This is a genomic window from Halomonas sp. MS1 (assembly GCF_024182575.1).
Lineage (GTDB): Bacteria > Pseudomonadota > Gammaproteobacteria > Pseudomonadales > Halomonadaceae > Vreelandella.
Window position 1 is genome coordinate 2840214 of sequence record NZ_CP098926.1, and the last position, 21881, is coordinate 2862094.

General features: G+C 53.9%; 22 protein-coding genes. 7 read left to right on the plus strand and 15 right to left on the minus strand.

Going from position 1 to position 21881, the window contains the following annotated elements; genetic code table 11:
* Positions 1-8 precede the first annotated feature (8 nt).
* Positions 9-911, plus strand: coding sequence for a LysR substrate-binding domain-containing protein (locus NF683_RS12875; protein ID WP_253920185.1), 903 nt, complete (start codon positions 9-11; stop codon positions 909-911).
* Here the strand turns inward: NF683_RS12875 and NF683_RS12880 are convergent.
* Genes NF683_RS12880 through NF683_RS12895 form a run of 4 tightly spaced genes read right to left on the minus strand, consistent with a single transcriptional unit; the run spans position 908 to position 4444 of the window.
* Positions 908-1936, minus strand: a complete 1029-nt coding sequence (locus NF683_RS12880; protein ID WP_253920186.1) for a YcjF family protein — start codon at positions 1934-1936, stop codon at positions 908-910. The genes NF683_RS12875 and NF683_RS12880 overlap by 4 nt on opposite strands.
* The gene (locus NF683_RS12885) at positions 1933-3321 is read right to left on the minus strand and encodes a YcjX family GTP-binding protein (protein ID WP_253920187.1); all 1389 of its coding nucleotides are present in this window, start codon (positions 3319-3321) and stop codon (positions 1933-1935) included. Before NF683_RS12885 ends, NF683_RS12880 begins: the two co-directional genes overlap by 4 nt.
* Before the next feature lie 4 nt (positions 3322-3325).
* Positions 3326-3514 carry a hypothetical protein gene (locus tag NF683_RS12890; protein ID WP_038482470.1) on the minus strand — a complete coding sequence of 63 codons (189 nt, stop codon included), beginning with the start codon at positions 3512-3514 and terminating at the stop codon, positions 3326-3328.
* Between the two features lie 60 nt (positions 3515-3574).
* Complete coding sequence (locus NF683_RS12895) at positions 3575-4444, minus strand: D-hexose-6-phosphate mutarotase (protein ID WP_253920188.1); 870 nt, start codon at positions 4442-4444, stop codon at positions 3575-3577.
* A 159-nt stretch (positions 4445-4603) separates the two neighbouring features.
* On the opposite strand from NF683_RS12895, the gene NF683_RS12900 reads away from it, so the two are divergent.
* The 4 genes from NF683_RS12900 to NF683_RS12915 all read left to right on the plus strand — a co-directional run bounded on the left by NF683_RS12900 (position 4604) and on the right by NF683_RS12915 (position 9541).
* Positions 4604-4846, plus strand: coding sequence for a GlsB/YeaQ/YmgE family stress response membrane protein (locus NF683_RS12900; RefSeq protein ID WP_009722543.1), 243 nt, complete (start codon positions 4604-4606; stop codon positions 4844-4846).
* Between the two features lie 259 nt (positions 4847-5105).
* On the plus strand, positions 5106-7571 hold the full coding sequence (locus NF683_RS12905) for a DUF1266 domain-containing protein (protein ID WP_253920189.1): 2466 nt from the start codon (positions 5106-5108) through the stop codon (positions 7569-7571).
* A 107-nt stretch (positions 7572-7678) separates the two neighbouring features.
* Complete coding sequence (locus NF683_RS12910; RefSeq protein WP_089038740.1) at positions 7679-8317, plus strand: C40 family peptidase; 639 nt, start codon at positions 7679-7681, stop codon at positions 8315-8317.
* 36 nt (positions 8318-8353) lie between these two features.
* Complete coding sequence (locus NF683_RS12915) at positions 8354-9541, plus strand: MFS transporter (RefSeq protein WP_089038739.1); 1188 nt, start codon at positions 8354-8356, stop codon at positions 9539-9541.
* Here the strand turns inward: NF683_RS12915 and NF683_RS12920 are convergent.
* From NF683_RS12920 to NF683_RS12940, 5 genes are read right to left on the minus strand one after another with little or no spacing between them, the layout of a single operon-like run.
* Positions 9498-10142 (minus strand): ABC transporter ATP-binding protein, encoded by a 645-nt coding sequence (locus tag NF683_RS12920; protein ID WP_253920190.1) that lies wholly within the window; start codon positions 10140-10142, stop codon positions 9498-9500. The two genes, NF683_RS12915 and NF683_RS12920, sit on opposite strands and share 44 nt — an antisense overlap.
* The gene (locus NF683_RS12925) at positions 10135-10989 is read right to left on the minus strand and encodes an ATP-binding cassette domain-containing protein (protein WP_089038737.1); all 855 of its coding nucleotides are present in this window, start codon (positions 10987-10989) and stop codon (positions 10135-10137) included. Before NF683_RS12925 ends, NF683_RS12920 begins: the two co-directional genes overlap by 8 nt.
* 15 nt (positions 10990-11004) lie before the next feature.
* Positions 11005-11805, minus strand: a complete 801-nt coding sequence (locus NF683_RS12930) for an ABC transporter permease (RefSeq protein ID WP_089038736.1) — start codon at positions 11803-11805, stop codon at positions 11005-11007.
* Positions 11802-12782 (minus strand): ABC transporter permease, encoded by a 981-nt coding sequence (locus NF683_RS12935; protein ID WP_253920191.1) that lies wholly within the window; start codon positions 12780-12782, stop codon positions 11802-11804. Before NF683_RS12935 ends, NF683_RS12930 begins: the two co-directional genes overlap by 4 nt.
* Positions 12773-14353, minus strand: coding sequence for an ABC transporter substrate-binding protein (locus tag NF683_RS12940; RefSeq protein WP_089038734.1), 1581 nt, complete (start codon positions 14351-14353; stop codon positions 12773-12775). The genes NF683_RS12935 and NF683_RS12940 overlap by 10 nt, the downstream gene beginning before the upstream one ends.
* A 106-nt stretch (positions 14354-14459) precedes the next feature.
* Between NF683_RS12940 and nikR the strand changes: the two genes are divergently transcribed.
* Positions 14460-14861, plus strand: a complete 402-nt coding sequence (gene nikR, locus NF683_RS12945; RefSeq protein WP_038482498.1) for a nickel-responsive transcriptional regulator NikR — start codon at positions 14460-14462, stop codon at positions 14859-14861.
* A 63-nt stretch (positions 14862-14924) separates the two neighbouring features.
* On the opposite strand, the gene NF683_RS12950 is transcribed toward nikR, so the two are convergent.
* The gene (locus NF683_RS12950; RefSeq protein ID WP_009722554.1) at positions 14925-15407 is read right to left on the minus strand and encodes an FKBP-type peptidyl-prolyl cis-trans isomerase; all 483 of its coding nucleotides are present in this window, start codon (positions 15405-15407) and stop codon (positions 14925-14927) included.
* A gap of 179 nt (positions 15408-15586) precedes the next feature.
* On the opposite strand from NF683_RS12950, the gene NF683_RS12955 reads away from it, so the two are divergent.
* Complete coding sequence (locus NF683_RS12955; protein ID WP_193061612.1) at positions 15587-15868, plus strand: hypothetical protein; 282 nt, start codon at positions 15587-15589, stop codon at positions 15866-15868.
* A 122-nt stretch (positions 15869-15990) separates the two neighbouring features.
* Here the strand turns inward: NF683_RS12955 and NF683_RS12960 are convergent, their stop codons facing one another.
* The 5 genes from NF683_RS12960 to purB all read right to left on the minus strand — a co-directional run bounded on the left by NF683_RS12960 (position 15991) and on the right by purB (position 21831).
* Complete coding sequence (locus NF683_RS12960; RefSeq protein WP_030070161.1) at positions 15991-16458, minus strand: outer membrane lipoprotein; 468 nt, start codon at positions 16456-16458, stop codon at positions 15991-15993.
* 275 nt (positions 16459-16733) lie between these two features.
* Positions 16734-18332, minus strand: a complete 1599-nt coding sequence (locus NF683_RS12965; protein ID WP_038482507.1) for an isocitrate lyase — start codon at positions 18330-18332, stop codon at positions 16734-16736.
* A 447-nt stretch (positions 18333-18779) separates the two neighbouring features.
* Positions 18780-19202: a GNAT family N-acetyltransferase gene (locus NF683_RS12970; RefSeq protein WP_253920192.1), complete on the minus strand. Its 423-nt coding sequence runs from the start codon at positions 19200-19202 to the stop codon at positions 18780-18782.
* Positions 19203-19208: 6 nt separating this feature from the next.
* On the minus strand, positions 19209-20390 hold the full coding sequence (locus NF683_RS12975; protein ID WP_193061614.1) for a cupin domain-containing protein: 1182 nt from the start codon (positions 20388-20390) through the stop codon (positions 19209-19211).
* Positions 20391-20445: 55 nt separating this feature from the next.
* Positions 20446-21831, minus strand: coding sequence for an adenylosuccinate lyase (purB, locus tag NF683_RS12980; RefSeq protein ID WP_253920193.1), 1386 nt, complete (start codon positions 21829-21831; stop codon positions 20446-20448).
* Positions 21832-21881: the final 50 nt, after the last annotated feature.

Genomic DNA, 21881 nt, shown 5'->3' on the forward strand with positions numbered 1-21881 from the left:
GTGAACTAATGTCAGTGACGGGTAAAAGGGTGTCGCAGAATGGGTTGAGAGTCTTTGAAGCAGCAGCCAGACATCTGAGCTTTACTGCCGCTGCCCATGAACTGCGTTCGACCCAGTCGGCGGTCAGCCAGCAGGTTCGGGCGTTGGAAGAAGAGCTTGGCTTGCGGCTTTTTGACCGGGTATACCGTGGCGTGCTACTGACCGAATCTGGTCATGCGCTGTTTGCCAGTGTTCAGGAGGGGTTTTCGATCATCGAGGAGACGATCGAACGGCTGCAGCATCGCCAGCATAATCCGCACGTCAATATTTTGACCGATTTTTCGTTGGCTGCTTACTGGCTGATGCCGCGGCTGCCGATATTTCGGCAGCAGCACCCTAATATCGATGTGCGCATTTTAACTAGCCAGGAAGTCTTTGACTGGAGAGGGCAAGAGGTCGATGTGGCCATTATGTTCTGTGATGAACGGGGGATGAAAAACGCCTCTCCATTGTTTCAGGAAGAGGTTTTTCCCGTCTGTAGTGCTGGTTTTTTGAAGCAGTACGGCCCTTTGGAACAGCTCTCATCGCTTGCTGAAGTCCCCCTGCTGACCCTTACCGCTGATCAACGGCAGCACTGGCTGGATTGGCCGACATACTTCAAGCAAATGGGCGGGGCGCCTTATGGGCAATCTTCCGAATTGGATTTCAATAACTATACGCTGTTGATTCAAGCGGCGATTGCAGGACAAGGTGTAGCGCTGGGTTGGAGAGGGCTAGTCGAAGACATGCTCGAGCGTGGCATGCTGGTCGGACTGAAGCATCTCAGTCTGGCGACGCCTAATGGTTACGGCATCATTGATGCCAACCCAAATGACAATGGGGCTGGCAAACGCACGTTTCTCGATTGGATCGCCTCGAACCATCCCGTTTAACGATCTTGTGCAACGGGCTCTTTATCGAGCCGTTTGATTTGCCTCCATAGGTCTTGGCGTAGATCGGCCAGCTTGGGTTGCTCTTCATCCGTAAAGGCCACAGGGCGACATAGACGCTGGGCGCGTAGCCCTAAACGGGCGCTCAGTAGGCCCGTGGCCAAGCCTTGGCCCGCACGGGCGGAAAGCCTGCCTGCCAAATCAAGCGAAAGCATATCCATGCTGGCATCAGTGGCCAGTTCGCTGGCCCCGGCAAAGGCCATGTTATGCAGCACATTGCGAAACAGTCGCAGACGGCTAGCGTAACCAAGCTCAAGTCCGTAAAGGCGGCAGAGTCTGTCGACCATGGCAAGGCTGCGCCAGGCCACCAGTGCCATATCCACCAATGTAAGCGGGCTGATAGCCACCATAATGGCCGTTTCGCCGGACATACGGGTAATCAGGCGTTGGGCTTCGCGGTCGCGGGGTGCCAGTAGGTGGTAGCGCAGCAGTGTTTGTATCTCTTCACCGCTATGGTGGGGCTGGCAGGCGCGTTGAAATGCCTGCCAATGAGGATCATCGTCGCTCAGTTTTAGCTGGCGCTTGAGCTGCTCTGCCATGGATTGGGCTTGCTTGGTAGAGCGCTGTGGCAGCTCGGCGAGGTCATGACGTAATCGATCATGGCGCTTTAAACGGCGCAGACGGCCAAGCTCTTTCAACAACGACAGACCGCCTAAGCCGATCAAGCTAATGCCAAACAGCTGCCAGGCCATGGTCATCCACTGTGACTGGGAAAAGGCGTCTGGAATGCCGGTGGCAAGTTCTACGCTGCCCAACGTAGCACCGCCGACCAGGGCAAACATCAACCCCCAACGGCGCTTTCGGGGTGTGCTCAGGCTCGCTTCCGGAAGTGCTTTGATGTCTGCCTGGGGAGTCAGCGGCTGATGCGATTCAGTCGCGGCAAAGCTTTCACGCTGCCGCAACTGTTCGGGGCTGGGGGCGGGTGCTTCTTCTGTTTGAAAATCCCGGCGCGGCTGAGGATTACTCATATCAATTTATCTCCAATCAGCCAGTCGATAGCGGCGTCCATGCGGATGTGTGAAAGCGCTTCGCTGTCAACAGACATTGGGCGAAAGCTGGGAAAGTCGAAGCCTTGTTGCTGCCAAAAGTCGGGTTTCGGAAGGCGGTTTGGCACGTCACCCGGGTAGACCAGTACGTCTTCACCTTCAAGGGTAGTGCCTTTTAGCGCGGGGGTGCGTTTGCCTTCGTGGAGCACTTCACGGGCTTCAGTGGCGCGTATGGCTGCCAGTGACAATGCCTTCACCGGAATGTCGGCAAAGCGCAGGTCTTTAAGTGGCTCAGCGAGTAACGCCTCCAGCAGTTGCACAACATTGCCGTGCTGGTCGGGCGTCACGTGATCAGCTTTAGTTGCAGCAATGGCCAGACGGTCTATTTTCGGCGCAAATAGGCGCGTCAACAGGCTGCGCTTGCCGTAATCGAAGCTTTGCATCAGTTGGCGCAGCGCATGGGAAAGGTCTTCAAAGCGTTCCGGCCCGGCATTAAGCGCACCAAGCACATCGACCAGCACAATCTGACGGTCGAAACGACGGAAATGGTCACGATAAAAGGGCCGTACCACTTGCTGCTGATAGTAGCGAAAGCGCGCGGCCAAGGTGGCGTAAATACTAGTATCGGGTAGTGCTTCCAGGGTTTCTTTTGGTGCATTTAATTCAGGTAGCGGAAAAAATTGCAGGACTGGCGCGCCATCTAGCTCGCCGGGGAGCAGAAAACGTCCTGGCTGAAGATCGGAAAATCCTGCTTGTTTGGCCCGGCGAAGACCTTGGGCATAGGCATCTGCGAGCGCTGCCAGTTTAGCTTCATCAGCCTCGGCGGCAGGGTCTAGTTGTTCAGCCTCCGTTAGCCATTCGCTGAATAACACCTTCCGGTGTGGCCCTTCATGCAGTGACTGCGCCTGACACCAGCTGTAAAAATCGTGCTGTAGCAGGGGTAAATCCAGCAGCCACTCGCCTGGGTAGTCGAACAAGTCGAGGGTTAAGTGGGCAATGTCTGGGGTGAACCAGCCTTGTTGGGCAGGGCGGTAGCGTAGCTGTAAGCGCAGTTCACTGATGCCACGGGTGGGTTCGGGCCAGCGCGGCGGCGTAGCACGTAGCGCCGCCATGCCAGGATCATAGGGGAAACGCGGCACGCCAAGGTCAGGCTGGTTCAACCGCTGCGCACCGAGCAAACGCCCTTCACGGGCGGCGGGTAACAAGTCCAGTTGAGCCTCCACCCCAGCGTGGCGCAGTTGGTTAACCAGTGACGTTAGAAACGCGGTTTTCCCTGCCTGAGACAGCCCCGTTACCGCCAGCCTTAATTGCCGGTCACGGCCTCGCTCTAATAAATTGCTCAGTTCGCGACTTAACGGCTGGCGCATCCTATCAATTCCTTATTAGTACAACCTGGGAAAGCATGGGTAGGGTGGCGATGATAAACCCAACCACAGCGACGCTATACCCTGGCCAGCGGCGCTGCATTTTTTGCGCAAGTGTTAAGCCAACTAAGCATACCACCATGCCGATCAGGTTAAAGGCAAAGGTGGCAGCCTCCAGCCATTGCTGTGGATCCATTATGTTTCCCTTAAAAACATTAATTGCTTTGATGATAACAAAGCCTTGATGAACCGAGGATTAACCGCGGCTTAATGTCGTACCTAATAGGTGTTGTGCGCCGGGGACTAGCCATACTGGATCTAGGCGGGTGTTAGCAGCTTCAACGCAAAAAAAGTGACGTGCCGCGTCGGCTGGCGTATCGCTGGGCAAATCACTGTCTGGGTGCCACACCACGGTGGAGTCGCTGGATTGTTTGGCAATACGCAGCGTACGCTGCCCATCGTTCAACAGTACGGCTTCATTGGTGTGATAAATACGGTCGACGGCGCCGCGAATAGCCAGCGTACCCTGTTGTTGGTCTTCGCCAAAACCGCGCAGTTTGTCTAAATAACGTGCGCCGGCCAACCCTTCCAGGCGGCACTGGTGCACATCACTAACCGCCAAATAGGTATGTAGCGCACCGCTGATCTTGACCGGTACTTCGCCAATATTTTCGCTAATTAATTCGACGTTCAAGCGTTGGGCATTCGCTTGAATGACGACGCGAGCGGTTAGCTGACTATGTAGACGCTCGATAGGAGAGAGATGCACTTCAATACCTTCAGCATGGTCATCAATCGCGTCTAAACGCCACTGAGCGTGACGAGCAAGCCCGTGAAAAGGGCCGTTACGGTCAGGGCTTTCATCGGCATAGCGTTCGTCGCCAAACCAGGGCCAGCATAGGGGGATACCACCACGGATCGCACCTGGAAGCGCCTGCGGTGTGGGGGTAACCCAAAGCCAGCCGGTGTCGTCAGCGGGTGAAAAATGCAGCACTTGTGCGCCCTGTAGGCTAATTGCCATTTCTCCCCAAGCCATCTTGAACAGCGCTATGTCGCGCCCTTGCCAGGTTACCTGCTGGTGGCCGTCTACATCGGACAGTAATTGCTTGAGAGAATCGGGAATCATAGGGTTTCCTTGTAAGGAAGGGGATCAAATGGGCAGGACAGTAGCGCCGTGTGCTATGGTAGGACAAGCAACAGTTATACGTAAAACACTGCGGATAAAACGTTGCAGTTAAGATGTTATAGGTAAAACCCTGACGAAAGTGAACATCAAGGAGGCACTATGGGCTTTATTGCGTGGTTGATTATTGGTGGTTTGGCTGGCTGGATCGCTGGCAACATCATGCGTGGCGGTGGTTTTGGTATTTTGGGCAATATTGGTGTCGGTGTTGTTGGCGCAGTGCTTGGCGGGTTTTTATTTAGCCTGTTAGGTCTGCAAGCGGGCGGTTTTATCGGTTCGTTGGTGACCGCAACCGTCGGTGCAGTCGTGTTGTTATGGATAATCAGTAAAGTTAAAAGCGCTTAGCATAGCCAACCTAGTGCATTATTTGCTGCCCGGCCCTGCGCCGGGCAGTGCTGTTTTAGGTGCTCGTTTTTTGCCTCGTTTTAACGTTTCATCGCTATCGGCCTGCGCGCCACTTTCCGTTACACTATGCCCTCTTAGCAATGCCATTTTGACGATGTCGTTACAACGGCGTCTCTTTTTATTTTAAGCGGCCTTATTGTGTAGGCTGCTCACTCTTTTTTATTTTCATTAATAGCTTCCTGTTTCTTAGAGGTGTCTTTTGGCCGATGCACTGAATGCCTGGTGGGCTCAACAGCTTGTGCTGTGTGATTGGGCCTTTACGCCGCATCCGCTGACGGTGGATGCGGGAGCGGCCGAACAACGTCTGCTACAGCTGGGTATTGCACACCGTGGCGAGTTGGCTGATCAGCTCTTTTTTGCGCTGGATGCCCCAGCCGGTGAAGCTGATCGACTATTGGGGGCGCTAGAGTGGGCAGCGCTAGCAGGCGCGGCAGGCTGGCTGACACAATCTCAGGCGCAAACGTGGGCGCATCATATTACCCTTCGTATTACGTCTGACTACAGCGATCTGCGCGCTTGGCTTTCCGACCTGCGCCGAGCGCTTGGCGTGAAAGGGTGGGAAACCGGCGCGGATGATCGCTTTATTGACGCTTGTCAGGCGCTAGCGGATTTAGAAAGTGAAGGCGAAGGCATCACTTGGCAAGTTCTTGATGCCGCACTGGCACGATTATGTGAACCCCAGGCGCTATGGCCAGAGAGCCAATCAGCACAGCCGTGGCGTCTATGTGCGCTTTTTCGCTCTGTGCTCAGTTACCCGGCAAGTGCTGCTGACTGGCCAGACGCCCCCGAATGGCTAGCACGTATCTGGCAGGTTCATGATCGCGATCAGTTGCTTGAAGTGATGCTGTGGTTAAGCGCCCAGGGGGAGCGGCAGAGCTGGGATATCGAAGCCCGTGAACTGCTCACTATGGACCATGCTCAGCGCCAAGAGTGGCAGCGGGGTGCTGTTGCGGATGCCCCTTATGCACCGGTGTTGACTACATTCGTCAGCCAAGGTGAGCCACTGGAGTGGGCCGCTTGGGACTGGCTACGCCTGGTTGAATTGGCGTGGGCGGGCGCTTGCTGCGGCTGGTTAAGCCAAGCGGAGGCTGATGATTTGGCAGCGCATGCGGCTGACTTAATAAGCCGTCGTTACCATGATTGGTACGCGGTGCTGAAAGCCTATATGCGAGGCCAAAGCTTGTTTGAAGGGGTCGATCGGCGTGGTATGACGCCGATTACACGGCATAAGCTCCTGACGCAGGCGCCTCATAGTCCGTGGAAATGTCCACTAAGCTCGCTGCTGGATGAGCCAACGCTGAGTGCATCTCGTGAACGCATTAAACAGTGGAGAAATACTTCCCATCATTGGTTACTGGCCCTGGCCAGCGTGCGAGAACCTGATGTAATGCTGCGTCAGTTGAATCCATCAGCGCCTATTTCAGAGCAGCGCCGAGCCGAGGCGGCGGTCTACCTTCAGGATTCGTTGGACCTGCATGCTGATGAGGGACACCAAGCGTTGGTGCGCTATTGGCTACCGGCCCAGGCGCACCATCTTAATCAGCTTGCCGCAGACGCCGTTCATGGCGTTATACCGCCATCGCAGACGCCGTTTGGTCAGCCTACGCCTGACGAGCTAAAGCAGCGTAATGCAGTAAAAGGGGTTAGCCGTCATGCTGCCACTATTCATATGGCAGAGAAGTTCGCGTTCTACTTACATATGGCGCTGGACAGCAGCCTCTTTGAGCGTGAACCACTGATGACGCATGCCAGCGCTTTGCGTAGTTGCCTGTGTCGCTTTTATGCCACACCAAAGCGTTTGCTTGAAGCATGGTTTGCTTGGGAAAGCTGCTTACCAGAGCCGGAGCACGATTCATTAATTAATGAAATTGCCTGGCACTTAGAGGATCCCGGCAGTCTTTTCCATTGGTTGAATTGGCATCCTGATGCGTGGTGTGAACCTGGTGAACGGCCAACGCTAAGTCATTTTACGGCCATGTCGCTGGTTGGGCCGCTTAATAGCGCTGTGTGGAGTGAGCCTCAAGTGGAAAGCCCTAGAGAGTGCGCTGATATCCGTGAATGGGTGGAAAGCCATTATCATCTGACCAGTGCTGATGACATGCAGGAATTCTTGACCTTCATGCTCGAATCTGGGGATCGTCAGGAGTACCAGATTAACTATGCGCCCTACACACTTAATCCTGATCGCTTAGATGCCGAAATCGCTATTTTAGAGTCGGGTGATTGTGCCGAGGAGGAGCGCCATCATCTGCTGCGCTTGCGCCGGGTGCAAAGTAATGAAGATGGTTGTAACGATGTAGATATGGCTGCCTGGGACATTGCTCAATTAGTCGACCTCGCCATTGCGGCGCGCCAGCTTGGTTGGTTAGACCGGCAAGCGTTTGCCGACGTGTTGGATCGTGCTTATAAGCTGGCGGCTAATCACTATTCTGGCTGGCAAGAGTACTCCGCGGGAATGTACGCCGGTTTTTCGTTTTTTATGGGCGAAACACCTGAGCGAGAAAGCTTTCTGGCTGGGTTTCGGCAGGCGTTAGTCGCATGGTTGTGTGGCGCCCCTATACTGGCTGGTCCCTGGGCGAGCCTTGATTTTCCTGGTAATAAACCGCGCCACTTTGCGCCGCTACATATCGATACGTTACCGGGCGATCAGCGAATTTTGCATTGAAGCTCGCCAAGCACAGGGTAATTAGCTTATAGTCCAGGGTTTGAAAAAAATGAGTTTTTTCATACCTCATTCCCATTAAATATTTTTATTGTTACGAGGTTAATCGCATGGTTGCGTCACCACACCCCGCTGTGACCGCTGTCCGTGTTGTAAGTGTTTGTGCTGTTGTCGCTGTTTTAACTGGTTGTGCGGGCTCCGCCTCACGCCAGGGCATGGAGCCACCCGAGAATTATTTCTCAATGGCGCTGCCGGGATTGGCAGAAGGTGAAAACCTCGCAATGTCCCCGGTCAGTAACGCCACTGGCCAACTGCGTAGCCTTCAGACGCCGCCACCTACGATCATTCGGCAAGCACTTTTAGAGCAGCATCAGCGATGGGCGGGGACGCCGTACCGAATTGGCGGCACCTCGAAACAAGGCATTGATTGCTCTGCTCTGGTAAGAAATGTGTTTCGTGACACATTTAATTTAGAGCTGCCACGCTCTACCTATGATCAAGTACATGAGGGACGCCCGATCGACCGCCAAGAGCTGCAGGCGGGCGATCTGGTCTTCTTCCGCCCCCCAGGTCGATACAACCATGTGGGCATTTATGTAGGGGATGGCCGTTTTTTACACGCGTCCTCTTCCAAGGGAGTCATGATCTCTCGTTTGGATAACAGCTACTGGCAGCGCTACTATTGGCAGTCCCGGCGCGCGCTAGAGCCGACCAATTTAGCCCAGCTTAGTAACCGCTATATGCCGTAAATGTCTGCTATCAGTTTTGCTTAGTGTGGACATCATATGATCGAGGCTAGAACGCGCGCCTGGTGGCGCGCGACTGCGGCTCTTTGCCTAGGGTCGTTCCTTGTTTTTATCAACTTATATGTCCCGCAACCGCTGCTCCCCGGGCTGAAGGACACCTATGGGGTATCTACCTTAGGTGTTAGTTTTTTGATGTCCGCCTCCACGCTTTCCCTTGCTTTCGCGCTACTCGTATTTGGCCCCCTGTCTGATGCGATTGGCCGTGAGGCTATTATGCGCATCACGTTGCTCTTAGCAGGCGGTCTCTCCCTCGCATTGGCGTTTGCACCTACGTTCGAAAGCTTATTATTGCTGCGTTTACTGCAGGGTTTTGTGCTGGGCGGGTTGCCAGCCGTTGCGATTGCATGGATGGGAGATGAGTTTGAAAAGCCCGCTTTGCTCAGTGCGGTTGGTCTGTATATTGGGGCCAATTCGCTGGGCGGTATTAGCGGCCGAATTGTAGGCGGTGGGGCAGCGACCTTAGGTGGCTCCTCGGCGGCATTTTTAGCGGTAGGAATCATGACGGTAATCGGGTGCGCAGTTTTTTGGCGACTGCTACCCAATAGTCGAGCCTTTAAAGCCAAGCGTTTTAAATTTCGCCAAGCGGCCGGTGATCTGCTTGGGCATTTGCGCACGCCGGTGCTGTTGGCGGCTTATTGCCTGGGCGGAATTAACTTTCTTATTTTTATCAATCAGTACAGCTATATCACGTTCCGTTTGGCTGGTGAGCCTTATCAATTAGCGGCTAGCAGCTTGGGGCTGATTTTTCTGACCTATCTGGGGGGGACGCTTGGCTCTACGCTATCAGGCCGATTAGCCGGACGTTTTTCACCCGCGAGCTGCATGAGCGTGGGCATCTTAATTTTGATGCTAGGTACGGCGGTAACGCTGGCCAATTCTCTGCCGCTGATTATTGTTGGTCTCACCATTAACGCGTTTGGTTTTTTCTTAGCACACTCTCTGGCCTCTAGCTGGGTGGGTCGCTATGCACAAGGTGCTAGGGGCAGTGCCTCAGCGCTGTACTTGGTATTTTACTATCTCGGGGCAAGTATTGGTGGATTCTGGCTAGAGCCATTTTGGCGTTGGGCGCAGTGGCAGGGCGTAGCGGTGGGGTCTTGGCTGCTGCTTTGCGTCACGCTAATCATTAGCATTGGTTTATGGCGCTTCGAGCGTCGTGAACTGCGCTAAGCGTACCTTGGGCTAAATGGAGGCGTCGAGTACACAATCGCGCTAGCAGTGCTGCGTCATGGCTGATCACTAACACGCCAAGTTGGTGGCGGTCGGCAACTTTTCTTATTGCCTGCCATAGCTCCACTTGGGTGATGGGATCGAGCATGGTTGAGATTTCATCAGCGATCAGATAGCGCACACCCGGGGCTAACGCCCGCAATACGCATACCCGCTGTAATTCTCCGCCAGATAAGGTAGTTGGAAAACGCGATAGCCAATCAGGTTGGATGCCAAAGTCCTGTATTAATGATTCGGAAGGGCACCATGCCTCGCAGAGTACTTTCTTTACTCGCCAACGTGGGTTGACGGCAAGCTCCGGTGATTGCGGCAGCCACTGTACCGGCCGCAGTCCACGAGATAGTAATGGCTTATCGTCGCTATAAATCGCCCCCTGTTGTTGCCGCAGTAAGCCAGCCAAGAGTTTTCCCAGCGTAGATTTGCCTGCCCCTGAATCACCGCTTAGCCCCAGCCATTCTCCCCGTTCAAGTGATAGCGAAAGTTGCGTTAATAGAGGTGCTTGAGAACGGAAGCCAAAGGTGATTTTTTGCGCATCAAGCAATGGTTGGCTCCTTAGGCGGGTCGATGGCATCAGCATGGGTGGCGCTTTCGTTAGCACGCACCTGAGTACTAAAGGTGTTGTCGGGCAGAGCATTCCATAGTGCGCAGGCATAGGTGCTTTTAAGCTGTTCCCCATTGCCTTGAAAGGCAATGGCAGGGGTGGCTTCAATGCACTTTCCCTGGCGCAGTATCGTTACATGGTTGGCTATGGGTAACGCATGGCGCAAATCGTGGGTAATTAGCATGATGGCCTTCCCCTCAAGCGCGAGCGCCTTTAGAGAGGCCAATACACGATCGCGCTGTTGAGGGTCCAAACCTACGCTTGGTTCGTCGGCAATAATTAGGCTGGCGTTGCCGATTTGGGCCATGGCGGCTAAAACACGCCGCGCCATGCCGCCTGAAAGCTGGTGGGGGTATGCCCGCTGGGCGTGATGGTTGAGCTGATAATGATTGAGTGTGCGCTCTGCGCTGCGCCAAGCGACGGTTTTGCTTTGCCCTGCCCGGCGAGCCGCCCAACTGACTTGGCGTTGACTACTCGCGAGGGGGTCTAGGGCATTGAGCGATTGCGGAATGAGGGCCAGCTGGCGGCCTCTTAGCTGGCGCTGGCGCTCAGTGGTCAATGGCGTGTCTTTAAAAAATAGCTGGCCACTGGTTTTTGCCGCTTCCGGCAGTAACCCCATAATCGTATAGGCTAGCAGGCTTTTTCCGGCGCCGGATGCGCCAATGACGGCATGTACTTCACCGGGTTGTATGCTTAACGACAGGTTATCAACGCAGGTGGTCCACTCTCGTCGCCACCAGTGCTTGTAGTAGGGCAATTGCAGCGTCAGGTTTTCTATATTCAGCATGCTAGCTTCCTCCCGTTATAGAGCGCGACGCAATTGCACCGCTAAACGATCAATCGATAGCACCATCAGCAGTAGCCCTAGGCCTGGGAATACCCCTAACCACCAAAAGCCCCCGGTTAAGTAGCGCATGGCATCGGCGAGTAATACCCCGATAGCGGGTTGGGTTGGGTCTAAACCTACGCCCAGAAAAGTCAGTGCGGCTTCATGCAGAATGGCGTGAGGAAACAACAACAGTGCGCCAACAATGCACTGGGGAATTAAATGGGGGAGTAAGTGGTGTACTAAAATAAAACAGCGGCTTTTTCCTAGTGCCTGGGAAATAGCGACATAGGGGGCATGGCGTAGCGAAAAGAGCTCCGCTCGCAGTATCCTGGCTAAACTTGGCCAATGGGTAAGCGCCACGGCAATAATCACTGCCTGTGTACCACCACCTAAAGCAAAGGCTAACAGTAGTAGTAATATCAGATGCGGTACGCTTAGCAGCGTGTCAATCAGCAGGCTAACGAGCGCATCTAACGTGGTTGAAAGTGTCGCCAGCGTCGCAAGCGTTAACGCAATGAGTGTGCCGAGTAGCGCAGCGCTTAGTCCTACCCAAAAGCTGAGCCTTAACCCAGCCAGTGTTCGCGACCATAGCTCGCGTCCCAAAGCGTCGGTGCCTAGCCAATGGCTGGTGCTCGGTGGCATAAGGCGCGCATCAAACTGCATTTGTGCCGCGCTATGACCTGCCCACCATGGGCTACTAATCAGCAAAACTAACACTATGAGTAGAAGGCCAATATAGCCAGCGGCGGCTAAGCGTGGTTGGATCATTCTCATGGCTGTTCCTGTGCCATGCGTGGATCGATAAGTGGATACAGGCTATCTGCGATCAGATTGCCGACACTGACAAACAGCGCGGTAAACAGCGCTATCCCAAGCAGTAGGGGGACGTCACTACGTAGTCCTGCTTCAACAGTGGCTTGCCCAAGGCCGGGGTAGGCAAATACTTGCTCAATTAGTATTGAGCCGCCAAACAACTCTCCCAGCGAAGCAAAAGCGAGCGTTAGTGCCGGGAGGCTGGCATGACGTAGGCCATGACGCCAGGCGATATCTGATCGGCTGGCTCCCTGGGCAAAAGCGTGAAGGGCGATGTCGGAGTTCATCAGCGCTATCATGCGTGCGCGGGTGTGAAGGGTGATGGTGGCGATGCCTAGCAGGGCCAGTGTCATCATTGGGAGTACTAAGTGGTGCAATCGAGTCAGCATGCTAACGTCTTGGTTGAGTACGCCCACCGGCCCGGCGCAGCAGGTCGGGGTCCAGCCGAGATAAACGGAGAATAGCAGCACTGCCAGCATGCCAAGCCAAAAAGCAGGCGTTGAGGCGGTGACATAGGCGTAGCCACTAATCAGCCGGTCGAGTGGTGAGCCTTCTTTCGCACCGGCGATGACGCCCAGCGCAAAGCCAACAAGCAACGACATTAGCCAAGCGCTACCCAGCAAGATAAAAGAGCGTTGGAAACGCTGATTGATAACTTCGCTAACCGGTTGATTGTAGATATGACTCCAGCCTAACTCGCCACTTAGCAATTGGCTTAGCCAATGACCAAATTGAACGGCAGGCGAGGCATCAAAGCCCCACCTTTCAGCGATTAGGGCGCGCTGTTCGGGGCTTACCTGTGCCATTTGAGGGCCAAGATAGGCATCCACAGGGTCAATAGGCGAGAGCATGACTAACCCAAACGTCACTATAGCGACGCACAGCAATACCAATGCTAGCCGTACTAAGCGGCTTGCCAGTGTCTTAATCAATCGCACGTCCAGCGCCATTCAAGCAGGTTGGCGGTAATCGGCCAGCCGTGGCCGTGAGGCGCAATGCCTAATTCCCCAAGGTCCAGGCAGGAATTGGCTGCATATACATGGGCTAGGTTAACCATCCATGCCCAGCTAGTATCGCCCCTAAAGCCATAGCCCGTATTGCCATCCCACTGGGCGGCTTGCCAGTGGCGGTTAGCTTCTTCTGCCCCTGCGGCCGCTTGAGCAGCTTCTAGGTGGCCATCCACCGTCGCGTTTGAGTAGTAGCCACTGTTATAGAAGCCAAACCCCGCGTGCTGGCTATGAAACAGGTAGTACACCTCTTGTGGGCTGTGGCTGCCAAAGCCGAAGACGATGGCGTCTTGGTGCAGTGCTTCACGCTGTATTTCGTCCCAGTGGCGGCCTGTCGGCTGCATCTCAATGCCCAGCGGGCGTACCATCTCGGCGCTTACCTGGGCGAGCAGTTGGCGAGTGGTGTCGCTGGCAGGGTAGGTCAAGCGAAAACGGGCGGGCTGGCCGTTTTTATAGCGTAGCCCGTCGGCATGGCGCTCCCAGCCTGCTGCATCGAGTAGCGCATTGGCACGGTCACTGTCGGGCGCTGCAAAGGCTTCGTCATCCAGGCTCCAGGGTAGCCCATCGGCTGGGCCAAAGGCGGGGCGTCCAAAACCATTAAGAGCGACGTCAACGAGGGTGTTTCGATCAAGGGCAAGATTAACCGCCCGGCGTATCGCACTATCGGCAGTAACATCGTTACCGATAGGCGCACCAGACGCGGCCTGCTCGCCTGCGGCAGGCTGCATAGGAAACAAAATACCTCGATTATCGACGCTTTCCATGACGATGCGCTGCATATGACTTGGCAGATTGGTGGCTAGTGCTGGTGGCACAGCGGCAAGGTCGAGCTGCCCAGCATGGGCCGCGCTTAACGTGGACTCTTCGCCAGTAAATACAAACACCAGTCGTTCAAAGGCCGGTATGGGGCCATGGAAATAGGGATTCCGCTCTACAATTAGTTGCTCACCCTCTTGCCATTCGACTAGCCGATAAGGGCCTGAGCCCAGCGGTTGTCTACCGTACCCTTCGCGATAACCATTTTCTCTGTTAGCGTCAGGAACGATACCAAGCGTCATTAACTGATCGATAAAGGTAATCCGCGGCGCGTTTAAAGACAGTTCCACGGTAGTGTTATCGATGGCGCTGGCGTTGTTCAGTGCGCTTAAATCGGCCCGGCCACCGGCTTGCTTTGCGGCATTAAAGGTGTAGGCAACATCCTTGGCAGTCAACGGTGTGCCGTCACTAAAGCGAGCGTCATCGCGCAGAGTGAGTATCCAGGTGAGTCGGTCTTCTGACAGTGTCCACGCGGTAGCCAAACCAGCTTCAGGTGTAAGGTCACGTCCGCGGGTTAGCAACGTCGATTGAAAAAGCGGACTACCGTACTGGCCCCAGCCAAGCAGTGGGTCGAATCCCTGCTCGGGCTCTCCGCCGATTGCCAACACCAATTGCTCTTTGCTGATGGCGGGGGAGCTAAACGCGACGCACGTAGCCGCCAGACCCAGTAAGATAGTACGACGCATGAGACACCCCAGAAACCGATCGTATGATGTTTTTACAATAACATCATACTATAAGGGCTGAAAGTCACGGCAGCACCGCGCTTGCGGCGTTAGTTTAGGAGAGAATATGCAACGGGTAACGGTAACGCTGGATGAGGAACTGCTGAGCGAGGTCGATGCATTGATGCATGCGCGCGGCTACCAAAACCGCTCAGAAGCGATACGCGATTTAACACGCAGTGGGTTAAAGCAGGCCAAAGAGGAGGTTGCGCCCGAAGCGCCGTGTATGGGCGCGCTTGTCTATGTGTACGATCATGCGGCGCGAGACTTATCGAAACGCTTAACCCGACACTCTCATGATCATCATGATCTAACGCTATCGACGCTTCATGTGCATATTAATCATGATAGCTGTCTGGAAGTGGCGTTATTAAAGGGGCAGGGCAGCGCGTTGAAGCAGTTTTCTGATGAAGTGACATCATCACGTAGCGTGCGCTATGGACAGTTGGTGATTATCCCTGAGGAGTAAAGCGGGGGAGCGCCCATTAAAAAGGGCGGCCCTAGGCCGCCCTATAAGCACGCGTTAAGCAACTTAGTGCTCTACGCCGCCTTCGCCGTGCACATGACCGTGCTCGACTTCTTCCTGGCTTGCTTCACGAACGGTTGCAATCTCAACATCGAAGTTAAGATGTTGGCCAGCCAGCGGGTGGTTGCCATCAACTACAACAGTATCGCCTTCAACTTTCTTGACGGTAACCATCAGCGGGCCGCCTTGAGTCTGGGCTTGGAACTGCATGCCCGGCTCAATGCTTTCAACGCCTTGGAACGCATCGCGAGGTACTTCTTGCATCAGCTGTTCTTGAACTTCACCGTAGCCCTCTTCTGGGGTTACTTTTACGTTCAGCTTATCGCCTTCGGCACGGCCTTCGAGCTCTTTTTCCAGACCCGGAATAATGTTGCCAGCGCCGTGTAGATACGTCAGCGGCTCACGGCCTTCGGAACTGTCTAGCACTTCACCTGCATCATTGGTCAGGGTGTAGTGGAACGCGACAACCGAGTTTTGCGCAATTTGCATTTAATAACCTTTCGGTGAGTGCATGTCCCAACATGGTAACGCGTGAGAGCTTGCTTGTCAGGGGGTAAACAGGCTTTTTCCTCCTCCCACTCCTTTGGCGCTATTGCGCCACGGGGTAACCGGGGATACCCTACGACAACTTCTTTTCCCCCTTTAGACAACATTCACTGGAGCTGGTTATGACGATTTTCTTGATTTGGGTTATCGCCTTTGTGCTAATTGCCTACTTTGCGAACAAACGCTGGGATAGCAGTGTCAGTCAGGGGCTGGATAAAATGCTGCCTGAGGTATTAAAAACACATGGCGACAACCGCTATTTATGGGTGGCAGCATTAGCCGTGTTGGGTGCTACAACGTTGATTCGTCCAGTCGATATTCTTCTGGTCGTTATCCTGTTGACCATTATTGGTTTGGTAATCGCAAAGCTGGCAAGCTGGGCGAGCAATAAAGTAGCTCACTAACTTATGCCTTGTTAGCCATTAACGAAGGCGACAAAAATGCCCGACCAAGTAGGCTTGGTCGGGCATTTTTCTATTACGGCGCTACCTGTGTTACTGGCTAGGAAGCGTTTGGTAAGACGAACTTAGTAAGGAGCTACGCTTAAGTTAGCGCCGCTACCGATCAGGCGAACACGCTGGCCTGCTTGATATTGACGGTCTGCGCTTTGAACCACGATCACATCTGTGCCGTCGTCGCGACGAATTTCCATTTCCAACGCATTAATGCGGTTAGCGCGGTCTTCTGCTGCGGTACCGGCAATTGCGCCACCTAATGCGCCTGCAACGGTTGCTAGTTGACGACCAGAGCCACCACCAACTTGACTACCCAGCAGGCCGCCGATGACAGCACCGCCACCGCCGCCCAACAGGTTGCCTGTACGGCTGTCTGCCTGGATTTGTACAGGACGGACCGCCACGATGGTGCCATAGGTCACGCTTTGGCCTGTTTGCGCTTGATTGCCACGGTATACATCACCTGAATAAGGCGCAGTGTTGGCACAACCTGCCAGCGTGAGAATGCTCAATGCTGCAATAGGTAGTAAACGTTTCATTCAAACCTCCAGTGTGTCTTGACCCGCATGGCTGCTAAGCCGCAACGGGGGTAATACGTAAGCTAGTTATAGAACAGCGTTCGCCAAAGATAACCTAAGCGACTAGTTTTGACTAGCCATCAACAGGAAAGATCATGGATTAAAGTGTAGACAAGTATTAAGAAAGCAATGTGTAAAAGTGACTACGATGCTTGATCAGGAGAGGGATGTTGTAAGGCTAGCTTATAAAAAAACAGGGAGCCTAAGCCCCCTGTTGTGTCGTGCTAATTAAATGATTAGCCGAACTGGTTCATGGTGTTGTCTTTACCACCGGCTTTAAGTGCCGCGTCGCCGTGGAAAAACTCTTTATGGTCGTCGCCAATATTAGAGCCAGCCATGTCCTGGTGTCTTACGGTAGCGATGCCTTGACGAATCTCCTGACGCTGTACCCCTGCGACGTAGGCCAGCATGCCTTCATCACCGAAGTAGCCTTTAGCCAGGTTGTCAGTCGATAGTGCCGCTGTGTGGTAAGTTGGCAGCGTGATCAGGTGGTGGAAAATACCGGCTTCACGAGCGCCATCGCGTTGGAAGTTACGTGTCCACTCATCCGCTAGCTGACCAAGCTCAGTGTTGTCGTATTCAACACCCATTAGCTTGTCACGCTGGTAAGCGGAAACATCTTTGCCTTCTTTTTCCCAGGCATCAAATACTTGCTGGCGGAAGTTCAGCGTCCAGTTAAATGACGGTGAGTTGTTGTAAACCAGCTTGGCGTCGGGCACGACGGCGCGGATGCGGTTAACCATGCTGGCAATTTGGCCGACGTGGGGCTTCTCGGTCTCAATCCACAGCAGGTCAGCACCGTTTTGCAGGCTGGTGATACAGTCAAGCACAACGCGGTCTTCGCCGGTGCCCGGTTTGAACTGGTAGAGGCCTGACGCTAAACGCTTCGGCTTAACAAGCTTACCGTTTTGTTTGATAACCACGTCACCATTATTGATGTCGCCAGCATTTTCGATGACATCGCCATCTAAGAAGCTGTTGTACTGGTCGCCTAGATCGCCAGGTTCGTTAGTCACTGCGATTTTCTGGGTTAAGCCTGCGCCTAGCGAGTCAGTACGCGCTACGATAACGCCATCTTCGATGCCGAGCTCAAGGAAGGCATAACGCACTGCATTGATTTTGGCTAGGAAGTCTTCGTGGGGAACGGTGACTTTACCATCCTGGTGGCCACACTGCTTCTCATCGGAAACTTGGTTTTCAAGCTGGATACAGCAAGCGCCCGCTTGGATGAATTTCTTGGCCAGCAGGTAAGTCGCTTCAGCGTTACCAAAACCGGCATCGATATCAGCAATGATCGGTACGATATGCGTCTCGTAGTTATCGATTTTGCTGATCAGCTCTTGCTCTTGAGCGCTGTCGCCTGCTTCTTTGGCCTCATCCAAGGCACGGAACAGGTGGTTAAGCTCCCAAGCATCTGCCTGCTTCAGGAAGGTGTACAGCTCTTCGATCAGATCAGCGACGGATGTTTTTTCATGCATGGACTGATCGGGCAGTGGGCCGAACTCGGAGCGTAAGGCGGCTACCATCCAGCCTGACAGGTAGAGGTAACTGCGTTTAGTCGTGCCAAAGTGCTTTTTAATGGAAATCAGTTTTTGTTGGCCAATAAAACCGTGCCAGCACCCCAGAGACTGCGTGTACTTAGACGTGTCAGCGTCGTAGGCCGCCATATCGTCACGCATAATTTTTGCAGTGTAGCGTGCAATATCCAAACCGGTATGAAAACGGTTCTGAGCACGCATGCGTGCAGCGTATTCAGGTTTGATCGCTTCCCATTTGCCGCCTTGAGCTTCGCGCAGTTGGGCCATTGCTTTGATATCGTCGAGCAGTCCTGACATAAGCTGTTTCCTCCGGGGTCATGATAGCTATTTCGCAAGTTAGCTTATTCTTATGCTGCACCTGCGAAGATGTGTTCAGCATTATCGAAATTTAACGCGCTGTCTCTACGCCAATTGTCTCTGAGCAAAACGTCTCTTAGTCAAACGTCGCATCGAAGAGTCATCATTGTGGAGACGCTTATTTAAACGTCGGTTACAGCGTTTCCTGTTTGGCTAACTTCGATGTTGCGCCATAACGCTGCGGTGCAATAACTATCAACGAGAACGGCAGGTTCAACAATTGTCACTTGGGGGCAGAAGGGGTTGTAGTTCAACTACAGGAGCGTGCTGAAACGCTCTGTTTGTGTAGTCGTTTTTCGTCAGGTGGGCTGAAAATGGAGCAAAAAAAAGCGCCACATAGCAGTGGCGCTCTCATTGATTGATCACAATCGTAGTCAAAAAAAGCAACTACAGCGTTAGCAGCATTTCCCGGTGAGGTATTCCGGCATCCATAAAGGTGCCACCATGCGCCACAAATCCCAAGCGTTGGTAAAAGGCGAGGGCGTGCAATTGAGCGCTCAGCGCTACATGGGTATGGCCTGCTTCTCGAGCAGCCTGAATGGCTGCTTCCATGAGTTGATAGCCAATGCCAGCGCCACGCGCGCTATCGAGTACCGCGACGCGCCCAATATGGCCGTCGGGCAGCAGTCGCGCAGTCCCCACTGGCTGATCTTCAAGATAGGCAATGAAGTGGCTGCACTCCTCGTCACGGCCATCCCACTCCTCCTCTTGAGGCACGCACTGCTCTTCGATAAACACCACGCGGCGGATTTTGGAAGCTATATCCTTTAGCGTACTCCAATCACCGTTAATAATGGTTGTCGTCGACACCGCTAGCTACTCCTCATCATCCTCTTCGCCCATAAAGCCTAGGCTTCCGGTGTTTACTAACTGTGTTATCAGCGCTGCTGCCCCATCAATGGCAAGTACGTCTTCATACATAGGCGATGGGTCGGCAAGCCGCTTGGCTAACTCAGTTGAACAGGAGTGTCCGTCGCCGTCGACAAAGAGCGTGGTGCCGTTGGCATCGCTTCGCCAAGCAACGCGGGAACCCGGCATATGAAACAGTGGTTCACCGTGTTGTAGTTGCGCAACAAGGTCAGCTTCCGTCATTGGCACTTCAAGGGGCGCTACTTGGTCAATGTATTTTGGTTGTGTCATGACGCGACCAAACCACTGGGCTATTTGCTCAGGATTGTCCAAGGTGGAGAGTACGAACTGGCGCATACGTTCAACGGCCGCATCATCTAGTTCACCCACTTGGCTTGCAGGAGACATGCCGGCATCGCTATAGCGGTGGGAGTCAGAGAGCTGCTCTCCTAGATAGTCGGCGTAGGATGTGATGGCTTCATCCGCTGAGGGTGCCCTAAACCCTACCGAAACAGTCATGCAGTCGTCGGTTTGACTAACGCCGTGGTGCGCCCAGCCAGGGGGGAGATACAGCATATCGCCCGGTGATAGCGTCCAGTCAGAGTCAGCTTCAATCTCAAAGGTTTCAAGAATACGTAGATCGATACCTTGGATAATGGGCGCGTTGTCTGGCTGCTTACCGCCTAGTTGCCAACGTCGGTGGCCGCTAGCCTGTAACAGGAAAACATCGTATTGGTCGATATGTGGGCCGACGCTACCACCGGGCGGCGCATAGCTGACCATGATGTCGTCCAACCGCCAACGGGGAAGGAAATCAAATTCATCCATTAGTGCGGCGATAGACGGTACGTAGTGATCGACGGCTTGAACCAGGAGGCTCCAGTTGCCTTCCGGCAAGCGCTCAAAGGTTGCGTCGTCAAACGGGCCGTGGGAAACCTGCCAGGGGCCATCAGGCCCGTTTTCTTCCACAAGGCGCGCTTCTACACCGGGTTCGCAGGCAAGCCCGGCTAGCTCATCGGGGTCGATGGGGCTAATAAAGTCGGGGATAGCGCCACGAATCAGCAGCGGCTTCTGCTGCCAGTAATTGGCCAAGAAGTCTTCGGGCGTTAAATCGCCCAGCAATGTGAGTGGCTTATCGTGTTGGCTCATGGCGTTATCCTAGTTCAAATGAGCGCTGCGCCTGACTAAGGGCGCAGTGCGTCGTTTAGAGTGCAGCAAGCCGCTGGTTAAGTGCTTCGGCTTGAGCCTTTGCATTACCAATATAGCTGGCAGGAGAGAGGGCCTTCAGCTCATTTTTAACCGACTCGGGTAGCTCTAGCGTATCAATAAAAGCGGCAAACCCTGCTTGGTCAATACGTTTGCCGCGGGTTAATTCTTTAAGCTTTTCGTAGGGCTTTTCGATGCCGTAGCGACGCATGACCGTTTGAATTGGCTCAGCCAATACTTCCCAGCTGTTATCCAGGTCTTCAGCGAGGCGCTCAGGATTTGCTTCAAGCTTGCTGATACCCTTGAGGCTAGCGTGATAGCCAATCAGGCCGTAAGCCAAGCCAACGCCTAGGTTGCGCAACACAGTGGAATCCGTCAGGTCGCGCTGCCAGCGTGAAATCGGTAGTTTCTGGGCCAAGTGATTAAGCACGGCATTGGCCAGCCCAAGGTTGCCTTCCGAGTTTTCAAAGTCAATTGGGTTAACTTTATGCGGCATGGTCGATGAGCCAATTTCGCCTTCGACAGTGCGCTGTTTAAAGTAGCCCAGCGAAATATAGCCCCATACGTCGCGATCAAAGTCGATCAAAATAGTGTTGAAGCGGCAAACTGCATCGAAAAGCTCGGCAATGTAGTCGTGGGGCTCAATCTGTGTGGTGTAGGGGTTGAAGCTTAGTCCTAAGCCTTCCACAAAGGTGAGTGCGTTGGCTTCCCAGTCAATGTCTGGGTAGGTTGTCAGGTGGGCATTGTAGTTACCTACAGCGCCGTTAATTTTACCCAAAATCTCAACGCGTTCGATTTGTTTGAGCTGGCGCTTAAGCCGGTAGGCCACGTTGGCCATTTCCTTGCCTAACGTTGTGGGGCTGGCGGTTTGCCCATGGGTGCGCGAAAGCATCGGTTGAGCCGCATGGGCAATGGCCAGTTTGGCGATCTCATCGGCGACTTCATGCAAGGTAGGTAGAGTGGCTTTTAGACCATCTGCCAGCATAACGCCGTAGGAAAGGTTGTTGATGTCTTCGCTGGTGCAAGCGAAGTGGATAAACTCAGTGACCGCGTTGAGCTCGGGTTGCCCCGCAATCTTCTCTTTTAAGAAATACTCAACCGCTTTGACATCGTGGTTGGTGGTGCGCTCTATTTCTTTAATGCGTTCGGCATCTTCGACAGAAAAGTCACGAATTAACTGTTCAAGAAAAGCCGTCGCTTCCACTGACAGCGGTGGTACTTCGACAATTTGGCTGTGGTCAGCAAGGCGCTGCAGCCAGCGCACTTCCACAATCACGCGCGCACGGATAAGACCGAATTCGCTGAAGTGTTCCCGTAGTGCGGCGGCTTTTGCGCCGTAGCGTCCGTCAACGGGGGAGAGGGCGGTCAAAGCAGAGAGTTGCATGGCTTGGTTTCCAAGGTGGTCTGAAGTCAATGGTTCGAACAGCAAAATAT

Coding starts and splice junctions, on each gene's coding strand:
- NF683_RS12895 (WP_253920188.1), bottom strand. CDS start 4,444: ATGATTCCCGATTCTCTCAAGCAATTACTGTCCGATGTAGACGGCCAC.
- purB (WP_253920193.1), bottom strand. CDS start 21,831: ATGCAACTCTCTGCTTTGACCGCCCTCTCCCCCGTTGACGGACGCTAC.
- NF683_RS12955 (WP_193061612.1), top strand. CDS start 15,587: ATGACGATTTTCTTGATTTGGGTTATCGCCTTTGTGCTAATTGCCTAC.
- NF683_RS12950 (WP_009722554.1), bottom strand. CDS start 15,407: ATGCAAATTGCGCAAAACTCGGTTGTCGCGTTCCACTACACCCTGACC.
- NF683_RS12975 (WP_193061614.1), bottom strand. CDS start 20,390: ATGAGCCAACACGATAAGCCACTCACATTGCTGGGCGATTTAACGCCC.
- NF683_RS12965 (WP_038482507.1), bottom strand. CDS start 18,332: ATGTCAGGACTGCTCGACGATATCAAAGCAATGGCCCAACTGCGCGAA.
- NF683_RS12930 (WP_089038736.1), bottom strand. CDS start 11,805: ATGAGAATGATCCAACCACGCTTAGCCGCCGCTGGCTATATTGGCCTT.
- NF683_RS12915 (WP_089038739.1), top strand. CDS start 8,354: ATGATCGAGGCTAGAACGCGCGCCTGGTGGCGCGCGACTGCGGCTCTT.
- NF683_RS12900 (WP_009722543.1), top strand. CDS start 4,604: ATGGGCTTTATTGCGTGGTTGATTATTGGTGGTTTGGCTGGCTGGATC.
- nikR (WP_038482498.1), top strand. CDS start 14,460: ATGCAACGGGTAACGGTAACGCTGGATGAGGAACTGCTGAGCGAGGTC.
- NF683_RS12960 (WP_030070161.1), bottom strand. CDS start 16,458: ATGAAACGTTTACTACCTATTGCAGCATTGAGCATTCTCACGCTGGCA.
- NF683_RS12885 (WP_253920187.1), bottom strand. CDS start 3,321: ATGCGCCAGCCGTTAAGTCGCGAACTGAGCAATTTATTAGAGCGAGGC.
- NF683_RS12880 (WP_253920186.1), bottom strand. CDS start 1,936: ATGAGTAATCCTCAGCCGCGCCGGGATTTTCAAACAGAAGAAGCACCC.
- NF683_RS12875 (WP_253920185.1), top strand. CDS start 9: ATGTCAGTGACGGGTAAAAGGGTGTCGCAGAATGGGTTGAGAGTCTTT.
- NF683_RS12925 (WP_089038737.1), bottom strand. CDS start 10,989: ATGCTGAATATAGAAAACCTGACGCTGCAATTGCCCTACTACAAGCAC.
- NF683_RS12940 (WP_089038734.1), bottom strand. CDS start 14,353: ATGCGTCGTACTATCTTACTGGGTCTGGCGGCTACGTGCGTCGCGTTT.
- NF683_RS12910 (WP_089038740.1), top strand. CDS start 7,679: ATGGTTGCGTCACCACACCCCGCTGTGACCGCTGTCCGTGTTGTAAGT.
- NF683_RS12890 (WP_038482470.1), bottom strand. CDS start 3,514: ATGGATCCACAGCAATGGCTGGAGGCTGCCACCTTTGCCTTTAACCTG.